The sequence below is a fragment of the Flavobacterium sp. UGB4466 genome (genome assembly GCF_903469665.1).
GTDB lineage: Bacteria > Bacteroidota > Bacteroidia > Flavobacteriales > Flavobacteriaceae > Flavobacterium > Flavobacterium lipolyticum.
Genome location: NZ_CAGKLC010000019.1, coordinates 58,460 through 68,743, shown reverse-complemented (window position 1 = coordinate 68,743; position 10,284 = coordinate 58,460). Strand labels below are relative to the sequence as shown.

The 10,284-nt window shown below is 35.6% G+C and carries 8 protein-coding genes; 7 read left to right on the top strand and 1 reads right to left on the bottom strand.

The window, feature by feature from the left end:
• The 3 genes from JO950_RS07655 to JO950_RS07645 form a co-directional block, all read left to right on the top strand.
• The coding region (locus JO950_RS07655) for a gliding motility-associated C-terminal domain-containing protein (RefSeq protein ID WP_202702116.1) at nt 1-1,767 on the top strand (1,767 nt) is incomplete at its 5' end.
• A 49-nt stretch (nt 1,768-1,816) separates the two neighbouring features.
• A complete protein-coding gene (locus JO950_RS07650; protein ID WP_202702115.1) occupies nt 1,817-2,722 on the top strand; it encodes a type IX secretion system membrane protein PorP/SprF in 906 nt (301 codons plus the stop codon).
• Between the two features lie 11 nt (nt 2,723-2,733).
• A complete protein-coding gene (locus JO950_RS07645) occupies nt 2,734-4,674 on the top strand; it encodes an OmpA family protein (protein ID WP_202702114.1) in 1,941 nt (646 codons plus the stop codon).
• Between the two features lie 257 nt (nt 4,675-4,931).
• On the opposite strand, the gene JO950_RS07640 is transcribed toward JO950_RS07645, so the two are convergent.
• A complete protein-coding gene (locus JO950_RS07640) occupies nt 4,932-5,261 on the bottom strand; it encodes a hypothetical protein (RefSeq protein ID WP_202702113.1) in 330 nt (109 codons plus the stop codon).
• Nucleotides 5,262-5,587: 326 nt separating this feature from the next.
• Here JO950_RS07640 and tnpA point away from each other — a divergent pair, with 326 nt between their 5' ends.
• From tnpA to ruvA, 4 genes are all read left to right on the top strand, one after another.
• The gene (gene tnpA, locus JO950_RS07635) at nt 5,588-6,040 is read left to right on the top strand and encodes an IS200/IS605 family transposase (RefSeq protein WP_202702112.1); all 453 of its coding nucleotides are present in this window, start codon (nt 5,588-5,590) and stop codon (nt 6,038-6,040) included.
• A 705-nt stretch (nt 6,041-6,745) separates the two neighbouring features.
• Nucleotides 6,746-7,171 (top strand): CBS domain-containing protein, encoded by a 426-nt coding sequence (locus JO950_RS07630; protein WP_202702111.1) that lies wholly within the window; start codon nt 6,746-6,748, stop codon nt 7,169-7,171.
• Nucleotides 7,172-7,331: 160 nt separating this feature from the next.
• The gene (locus JO950_RS07625; RefSeq protein WP_202702110.1) at nt 7,332-9,623 is read left to right on the top strand and encodes an NADP-dependent malic enzyme; all 2,292 of its coding nucleotides are present in this window, start codon (nt 7,332-7,334) and stop codon (nt 9,621-9,623) included.
• Between the two features lie 77 nt (nt 9,624-9,700).
• Nucleotides 9,701-10,282, top strand: a complete 582-nt coding sequence (ruvA, locus tag JO950_RS07620) for a Holliday junction branch migration protein RuvA (protein WP_017497883.1) — start codon at nt 9,701-9,703, stop codon at nt 10,280-10,282.
• The last annotated feature ends 2 nt before the right edge of the window (nt 10,283-10,284 follow it).

Here is a 10,284-nt window from a genome sequence, read left to right as displayed (position 1 = left end):
GCCAATACCAATGTAACCCCAATTAAAACAGGTCCATTGAGCATTGACGCCAACGGAGTATTGACCTTAGATCCAAATACCGTAACAGGAACCTACCAAATCACTTATGAAATCTGTGAAGAAGGAGCAACCCCTGCCAACTGTGCAAGTGCTACAACCACCGTTGAAGTTGGAAAAGCAATTATTAATGCAGTGACAGAAGAGACCCTTTCGATAAACGGAAGTATTGGCGGAACTACAGCTTCATTAATAACGAATGATACTTTGAATGGAAATCCGGCAGTAATCAAAAATAGTGTTGGAGGAGTAATCTTAAAAGCAATAAATGTTCCAACAGGATTGACTTTAAATGCGGACGGAACGGTAACGGTAAAAGCCGGAACACCGATAGGAAGATACGAAGTTGAATACAGTATTTGTGAATATCTGAATCCTACGAATTGTTCTACTGTAAAAAGTTATGTTCCGGTAACAGGAGCGGTTATAAAAGCGAATAATGATAATGCCGGAACTGTTGACAGTAGTAAAGGACAAAGTTCTCCAACAAGTATTTTCCAGAATGATACTTTAAACGGAGTATTACTGACTCCTTCAAGCGTTATCTTAACGACGATTGTGCCAAATCCGAATTTAACTTTAAAATCTGATGGTAGAATTGAAGTAAAATCGGGAACGCCTTCTGGAACTTATGAATTAACGTATCAAATATGTGAAGCTTTAAATCCGTCTAATTGCAGTCAGGCAGTGGCGAAGATTACGGTAATCAATGTAATAGACCCGGATCCGCCAGTACCTTTAGTGAAAATTGTAGTTACAAATGATGGAATTGTAAATGTAGACGGTATAAATGGTTCTCTTGAATTCATAAATATTTTCAACAATGATTTACTGAAAGGTTTACCAATTAATCCTTCGGAAGTTATATTTACCGATCTGTCAAAAAGCCCTTATTTTGAGTTTAATTCAGACGGAACCGTAAATGTGAAACCAAACACACCGGGTGGAACTTATGCCTTAAACTACCAGCTTTGTGAAAAGGCCCATCCAACCAATTGTGGTACTGCGACATTAACTGTTTTTGTTGAAGTTCCTGCTATTGCAGTAATTAAAACAGCAGTATTTAATGACGAAAACGGAAGCGGATTTGCCAATGCAGGCGAAACCATTACGTACAGATTTAAAGTTACCAATACCGGAAACGTTCCATTAAAAGGAATCACCATTTCAGATCCATTACCGGGAGTTGTCGTTTCAGGACAGGCAATTGATTTAGGTGTCAACGAATCTGACGAATATAACTTTAAAGCCATTTATAAAATCACGCAAAGTGATATCAATAAAGGAAGTGTAAGCAATCAGGCAAGTGTTCAGGGACGAAGTAATAAAGGAGTTGTTGTAGATGATATTTCAGATGATGAAAGTATTCTGGAAGATAAACCTACCGTATTGCCTTTAGCCGGTTGTGTTATAAAAGTCTTTAATGCGTTTTCACCAAATGGAGATGACAAAAATAGCAGATTCTATATTCAGGGCTTAGAATGTTATCCAAGCAATACAGTTGAAATATACAATCGTTGGGGAGTTCTGGTTTTCGAAAAAGACAACTACAATAACGAAGATCGTGTTTTTAAAGGTTTCTCAGAAGGACGTACTACTATAAAACAATCCGAAGGATTACCGGTAGGAACTTACTTCTACATCTTAAAGTACAAAGACAACGAATCTAATTCGCATGAACAATCGGGTTATTTATATATCAACAAGTAAAAACTACGGCGGCCTGGTAATCCCGGGTCGCTTATTAAAAGCCATTCAAATGAAAAAGATAATTGTAATGTTCCTGTTTTTTACAGTGGTGTGTTCGGCGCAACAAGATGCACAATACACACAATACATGTATAACACCATGGCAATAAATCCGGCTTATGCGGGCTCCCGTGGCGCGCTAAGTATTTTCGGATTGTACCGTACACAATGGGTCGGACTGGACGGAGCACCCGAAACCAGCACCTTCGCTATAAATACACCCTTAAACAACAGTAACTTAGGATTGGGAGTTTCTTTGGTAAACGATAAAATTGGTCCAACCAACGAGAACACTTTATCAGCCGATTTGTCGTATAGTGTTCCAACCTCAGAAACCTTTAAACTTTCCTTTGGAATAAAAGCCACAGCAAATCTTTTTAATCTGGATATCAATAAATTGAATCCTGAAAATCAGGGAGACCCACAGTTTCAGAATTTAAACAATCGAATCACACCCAATATTGGAGCCGGGGTTTATTGGCATTCTGACAAAGCATATTTGGGATTATCAATTCCGAATTTTATCGAAACCAATCGATTCAATGATGATGATACCGCTATTTTTAAGGATAAAATCAACTATTATTTAATGGCAGGTTACGTTTTTGATCTGGATTATTACATCAAATTCAAACCGGCATTGTTGACCAAGATGGTTCAGGGAGCCCCTTTACAGGTTGATGTTTCAGGGAATTTTATGTTCAATGATAAATTTGTAATCGGACTGGCTTATCGTTGGAGCGCGTCGGTTAGTGCAATGGCAGGTTTTCAGATTACAGATGGTTTATATGTGGGGTATGGTTACGATCATGAAACTACTAATTTAAGAAGATACAATTCGGGGTCACATGAAGTCTTCCTGCGTTTTGAGTTTCTTAATAATTACAATAGAATTACCTCACCAAGATTCTTCTAAAAAAGCCCTACATGAAAAGCCAAAAACTATACTATACCCTATCCTTTTTAGTCCTCTTTTTTAATGCAATTGCACAAACCGGCAGTATAAAGTATGCCGATACCAAATACGAGAAGTATGCCTATATCGATGCTATAAAAATCTATGAAAATGTAGCTGAGAAAGGATACAAAGACGAAAAAATGTTCCAGCGTCTGGGGAATTCCTATTATTTTAATGGAGAATTGGTAAAAGCTTTAAAATGGTACGATGAATTGTTTTCCATGAATAAAGAACAAGAACTTGAGTATTTGTACCGATATGCACAATGTCTTAAAGCTTCTGGAAATTACGCTAAAGCAGATGTAATCTTAGAAGAATTCAATCAAAAACAGGCAACAGATAAAAGAGGGATCTTATTCGAATCCAATAAAAATTATTTGAACGAGATAAAAGCAAATTCAGGACGATTTGAAATTGCAGATGCCGGAATAAACTCTAAGTATTCAGATTATGGGAGTACTATTTTTGATAATAAACTAGTTTTTACATCTGCACGAGATACTGGCGGAGTCGCAAAGAAAAATTTCAAGTGGACCAACAGCTCCTTTACCAATTTATACACCTCCGAATTGTTACCGGATGGAAGTTTAGGAACACCGCAGCGTTTTCAGAAGAAAGTAAATACAAAATTCAACGAATCGACACCTGTTTTTACAAAAGACGGCCGAACAATGTATTTTACAAGAAACAATTTCTTAAACGGTAAAAGAGGCAGAGACGAGAACAAAGTCACCTTATTAAAGTTGTACAAAGCAAATTTAATAGAAGGAGAATGGAAAAATATCGAAGCACTTCCGTTTAACAGTGATCAGTATAGTGTAGCGCATCCCACCTTAAGTGTAGACGAAAAAACGCTCTATTTTGCTTCAGATATGCCGGGAACTTTAGGGCAATCCGACTTGTTTAAAGTAGCCATAAAGGAAGATGGAACCTTTGGTAAACCTCAAAATTTGGGAGCAGCAATCAATACTGAAGGACGAGAAACATTTCCTTTTATTTCCGATGATAACGAACTTTATTTCGCAACAGACGGAAGACCAGGATTGGGTGGACTTGACGTATTTGTGACAAAAATAAATGATCAGGGTACCTTTGAAGAAATACAAAATATTGGAGAACCAATTAACAGTCCGCAGGACGATTTTGCTTTTATAATCAATAATAAAGACAGGAACGGATTTTTTTCTTCCAACAGAGATAAGGGACATGGATTTGATGATGTTTATCGATTTACCGAAAGACGAAAACTAAATTGCGAACAACAATTAACAGGTACTGTCACCGATTCAGAAACCAATGTCATACTTTCAAATGCGAATGTGGCATTGTTGGATGAAAATTTCCAAGCCGTTGCAGAAGTCATCACTGACAACAATGGAAATTATGTTTTTCCGAATGTAAAATGTGGAAAAAACTATTTCGTACGAGCGTCGAAAACAGATTATGAAAGCAAAGAGGTACCGGTAGCAATTAAAAGAAATTCCGGAAAAACGACTTTATTGATTCAGCTGGAAAAAAGAATTAAACCCATTGAAGTGGGAACAGATCTGGCAAAAACGCTCGATATTCCGATCATCTATTTTGATCTTGACAAAGCCACTATTAAAAAAGAATCCGCTTATCAGTTAGAGAAAATTGTCGAAATTCTAAAACAATACCCAGCCTTAAAATTGGATATCCGTTCCCATACAGACAGTCGACAAACCCAACAGTACAATCAGGTTTTATCCGACAAGAGAGCTAAATCAACCCGAAACTGGCTGATTCAAAAAGGAGTAGACCCAGCCCGATTAACGGCAAAAGGATACGGCGAAACACAATTGGTAAACCAATGTTCTGATGGCGTAAAATGTACAGATGAAGAACATGAACGCAACCGAAGAAGCGAATTTGTAATCACCAATTTGTAAATAAAAAATAATAGTTTAAAGCTCTTTTCTAAATTTTAGAAAAGGGCTTTTTTCGTTGTTGTCAAATTATTCGCAATCTTGTCATCCCGAGGAACGAGGGATCACACTAGTAATTCGACAAAGATTGACGATATTGGGAATAGAGTTTCCTTCGTCAAAAGGACCAAACGATACGTAAAACACACATTGACATCAACAGCCAACAATAAAAAACTTTGCGCCTTAGCGTCTCTGCGAGCAAAAAAAATAGTGATTTATTATTCATTGGCAGAGTGAGAATTCATAGCAACGATTTGGCTAATTTCACTTAAAAACTCAAATTCATCCACAGGAAATATCTGGAGAACCGTTTCTAAAATGAGACCTACATTAATGCCAGTCTCTGAATTTTCATATCGATTCTGATTCAACGCGAGAACGCATAATTTAAGCATTTCGGTAATCACACTGCCTAACTCAGAATAATTGGCAAACTTAATTTGAGCTATACTGGCTTCTGCATTATCATTGGCCGATTTTAGAGTGTGGAAATATCGGGCGGTTATTTTTTGTAGTTGTTCCAGATTTTTAAATTCATTTGTTTCCATGATAGCATCTTTGAGATATTAATTTCTATTCTTTTTTTAGAAATTAAATCTATTAAACTATTGGCATAAATAGCACGACATTTATGTCGTGTTAATAAAATGTTGTATTCTTTCTAATTTTAAGTAAGTTGGGGTTATTATTATTATTATTGTTTAGGTTTTTTCTTATAAAACAATAGCTAGATTTGCAATAATAAATAGTTAGAAGTTTTAGAAAAGGGCTGAAAGCCCAAAAGAAAAAGCGTAGTGCAACGCACTACGAATTAGATAGATGATAACAATCGCCCTGAAAGGGCAAAAGCAACTAAAAAAACAGCAAGAAAAACATGCCGCAATCATTATCAAAAGTGTACGTTCATTTGGTATTTAGCACCAAAGGACGTTATCCCTTTATTGACAATGTCATACAAGAGCGTTTATGGGAATATCTTGGCGGAATTTGTAAAGGATTAGAATGCAATCCAATTCAGATAGGAGGATATAAAGATCATGTACATGTACTGTGCTTACTATCTAAAAAAGTCACCCAAATGAAATTGGTCGAAGAAGTAAAAAAGCAGTCCTCGAAATGGATAAAAACAATAGACGATCGTTACGCGAAATTCTATTGGCAGGATGGTTATGGTATATTTTCTGTCAATCCATCAGAGCTAGAGAGAGTAATACAATATATTAAGAATCAGGAAGAACATCATAGAAAGCGTACCTTCAAAGAAGAGTTGGTGGCATTTTTAAATAAATATCAGGTAGTTTATGATGAGCGTTTTCTATGGGATTAGTGCTTTCGCCCTTTCAGGGCTTAGGTGACAATCGTTTTTATATTCGTAGTGTGGTTCACTAAGCTATTGCTAAAGCTCTTTCAGAGCAAGTTTGGAACGCTTATGATTTGAAGTTCCTTTATTATAAAAACAAAATATATTTAATTGATTATTCATAATGATAGATTTATAATAATAAGTACTCAAAGCCTTTAAAAAACAGGACTGAAAGCCAAAAAAACATTAGCTTTCAGGGCTTAAGGTAGGAGTCATTTTTTATTCGTAATGGTACATTGCGCTGTTACTAAGCCTCGCTTATTATAAAACAAAACACATTTAATTGATTTATTCATAACCATAGATTTATAATGATGAGTACTTAAAGTCTGTAAAAAAGGGCTGAAAGCCCAAAAGCATTAGCATAGTGCGTAGCGCTATGAAATTAGCGTAGTGCGATTAAATAGACAATGAGTATCGCCCTGAAAGGGCAAAAGCAAATTTTCAGCAGAATTCTCTTTTATTTAGAATAAATCAAATGACCATAAAAACACTGCTCTTTTCGTAAAAAAGGATTAGAATTCGAGTGCTTTTTTAAACTAAAATTTATAAAACACAAAATATTAGTTATTTTGCTTAAAATGAATGTTTTATGGTTTTAAAAAACCGTTTTTCATTGTGGTGTATCTACATTTTTTTCTAACTTTATAAATCTAAAATTTTTCAGCTATGACTGTAGAACAAATATTAAACGCAAAAGGGAAAAATGTTTATTCAGTTCTTTCAACCACAACGGTTTATGAAGCCTTAAAGGTAATGGGAGAGAAAAACATAGGTGCTATTCTGGTTATTGATGGGGCCGATTTAAAAGGAATATTGTCTGAGAGGGATTATGCTCGAAAAATTGTTTTGAAAGATAAATCATCAAAAGAAACGTTTGTGCATGAAATTATGGAAAGCAATATTTTCTCGGTAAAACTTTCAAATAAGATTGAAGATTGTATGGAACTAATGAGTACCAAAAGAATTAGACATTTACCGGTTCTGGAAGATGGAATTGTAGTAGGAATAATATCTATAAGTGATGTGGTTAAGGCTATTATAGAAATTCAGAAAGATACTATTAATCATTTAAACTCTTATATTTCGCAATAAAACAAGCAAAAAATAAAACATATCAAAAAAATAGTCCAAATTAATTTGGGCTATTTTTTTTTCGCTCCGAATTTTATTTTTAGGAAAAGAAAGCAGTAAAAATAGGCCATTTTAAAACAAGACTTATATCTTTGTAAGCTAGAATAAAAGCTAAAAATAAATGAACAAAGAGAGTAAAAGAAGAGAAGCGTTACTGTACCATTCAGAACCAACTCCAGGAAAAATTCAGGTAGTTCCAACAAAAAAATATGCAACCCAAAGAGATTTATCTTTGGCTTATTCGCCAGGAGTTGCAGAGCCATGTTTAGACATTGCAGCAAACGTAGAAGACGTTTACAAATATACAGCAAAAGGAAATTTAGTTGCCGTGATCTCAAACGGTACAGCAGTTTTAGGTCTTGGAGACATTGGTCCTGAGGCTTCTAAGCCAGTAATGGAAGGAAAAGGATTGTTGTTTAAAATATTCTCTGATATTGATGTTTTTGATATCGAAATTGGAACAAAAGATATCGAAGAATTCATTCAGACCGTAAAAAATATTGCTCCAACTTTTGGAGGGATAAATCTGGAAGACATTAAAGCACCGGAATCTTTTGAAATCGAAAGACGATTGGTAGAAGAATTAGACATTCCGGTAATGCACGACGATCAGCACGGTACTGCAATTATCTCATCAGCAGCTTTAATTAATGCTCTTGAATTGGCAGGAAAAAAAGCAGAAGATGTAAAAGTCGTAGTTTCGGGTGCAGGTTCTGCAGCGATTGCTTGTACTGATTTATATGTTTTGTTAGGAGTTCAGGTTAAGAACATCAAGATGTTTAACAGTAAAGGACTTTTAACAAAAGATAATTCTTCACTATCAGAATTGCAGCTGAAATATGCAGTTGACGGAGCTAAAATTGATTTAGCAGAAGCAGTGAAAGGAGCAGATGTTTTCATCGGATTATCTTCAGGAGGTATTTTGTCACCTGAAATGTTGTTGACAATGAACGAGAATCCAATTGTTTTTGCAATGGCAAATCCAAATCCGGAAATCGATTATAACTTAGCAACAGAAACCCGTAAAGATATTATTATGGCTACGGGACGTTCAGATTTTCCTAATCAGGTAAATAACGTTCTTGGATTCCCTTATATTTTTAGAGGAGCATTAGACGTACGTGCTACAAAAATTAACGAAGCGATGAAAATGGCTGCCGTAAAAGCATTAGCTATTTTGGCAAAAGAGCCGGTACCGGAACAGGTTAACGTAGCATACGGAGCAACAAAATTAGGTTTCGGACAAGAGTATATCATTCCTAAACCATTTGATCCAAGATTGATTACTGTGGTTGCGCCTGCAGTTGCAAGAGCAGCAATGGAATCCGGTGTAGCAAAAAATCCTATTACAGACTGGGCAGCATACGAAGATGTGCTTCGCGAGCGTATGGGGAACGACAATAAAATGGTACGTTTGATTACCAACCGTGCTAAAGTGAGTCCAAAAAGAATTGTTTTTGCAGAAGCAGATCAGTTAAACGTACTTAAAGCAGCACAGATTGTACACGAAGACGGAATTGGTTTTCCAATCTTATTAGGAAATAAAGAAGTCATTTTAGAACTTAAAGAAGAATTAGGTTTTGATGCTGAACTAGAGATCATTGACCCTAAAACCAATGAAGAAGAAGCAAGACGTAACCGATTTGCTAATTCTTATTGGGAAACAAGAGGAAGAAGAGGAGTTTCGTTATTAGATTCACAAAAATTCATGCGCGAAAGAAACTATTTTGCTGCGATGATGGTGAACGAAGGAGAAGCAGATGCTTTGGTAACAGGTCATACAAGAAGTTATCCAACTGTTGTGAAACCAATGTTACAATTGATTGAAAAAGCACCGGGAGCCTCATTAGTGGCTACAGCCAATATGATGTTGACTTCTCGTGGACCAATGTTCTTGTCAGACACAGCAATCAACATTAATCCTTCAACAGAAGATTTGATTAACATTGCGATCATGACGGCTAAAACGGCTAAAATGTTTGGTGTAGAGCCTGTTATTGCAATGGTTTCGTATTCAAACTTCGGGTCTTCAACAAGTCCAAGTGCTTCAAAAGTGAGAGAAGCAGTAGCTTACTTGCATAAAAATCATCCTGAAATGGTTGTTGATGGAGAAATTCAGGCAGATTTTGCCTTGAATCAGGAAATGCTTGCAGAAAAATTCCCTTTCTCAAAATTAGCAGGTAAAAAAGTGAATACCTTGATTTTCCCTAATTTAGATTCGGCTAACATTACTTATAAATTGTTAAAAGAACTTTACAAAGTAAATTCTATTGGACCAATTATGATGGGAATGGGTAAACCGGTTCACATTTTTCAATTAGGAGCAAGCGTTGAGGAAATGGTAAATATGGCTGCAATTGCAGTTATTGACGCTCAGGAAAAAGAAAGTAAAAAGATTAAATTAGCAAAATAGTAGAAATAATTAGGGTCAAATAATAATGTCGTATTTTTAATGCATTTTTGTTATATTTGACCTTAATAAATTATACTATGATAGCACATTTACAGGGGAAATTAGTAGAGAAAAATCCAACAGAAGTCATCATTGAGTGTGGTGGAGTAGGATATCAGGTAAACATCTCTTTACATACCTTTTCATTAATTCCCAATGTAGAAAATATAAAATTGTATACGCATCTTCAAATCAAAGAAGATGCGCATACATTATTTGGTTTTGTAGAAAAATCAGAACGCGAAATATTCAGAATGTTATTGTCGGTTTCAGGAATTGGTGCAAACATTGCCAGAACCATGTTGTCATCCATAGAGCCAAGACAAATTATCAATGCTATCGCCTCAGGAGACGTAGGTATAATCCAGTCCATAAAAGGAATTGGGAACAAAACAGCACAAAGAGTTATACTAGATTTAAAAGAAAAAGTGTTAAAATTGTACGATTTGGACGAAGTTTCTATCGTACAGAACAATACAAATCGAGATGAAGCGTTATCTGCTTTGGAGGTTTTAGGTTTTGTTCGTAAAACTTCTGAAAAAGTAGTAGAGAAAATCGTAAAAGAAGATCCGGAAGCTACTGTAGAAACCATTATCAAGAAAGCACTAAAAAGCCTATAAAA

Bases quoted from the DNA above. Each gene is read 5' to 3' on its own strand.
- JO950_RS07650 (WP_202702115.1), top strand. From the start codon at position 1,817: ATGAAAAAGATAATTGTAATGTTCCTGTTTTTTACAGTGGTGTGTTCG.
- ruvA (WP_017497883.1), top strand. From the start codon at position 9,701: ATGATAGCACATTTACAGGGGAAATTAGTAGAGAAAAATCCAACAGAA.
- JO950_RS07640 (WP_202702113.1), bottom strand. From the start codon at position 5,261: ATGGAAACAAATGAATTTAAAAATCTGGAACAACTACAAAAAATAACC.
- JO950_RS07625 (WP_202702110.1), top strand. From the start codon at position 7,332: ATGAACAAAGAGAGTAAAAGAAGAGAAGCGTTACTGTACCATTCAGAA.
- JO950_RS07630 (WP_202702111.1), top strand. From the start codon at position 6,746: ATGACTGTAGAACAAATATTAAACGCAAAAGGGAAAAATGTTTATTCA.
- JO950_RS07645 (WP_202702114.1), top strand. From the start codon at position 2,734: ATGAAAAGCCAAAAACTATACTATACCCTATCCTTTTTAGTCCTCTTT.
- tnpA (WP_202702112.1), top strand. From the start codon at position 5,588: ATGCCGCAATCATTATCAAAAGTGTACGTTCATTTGGTATTTAGCACC.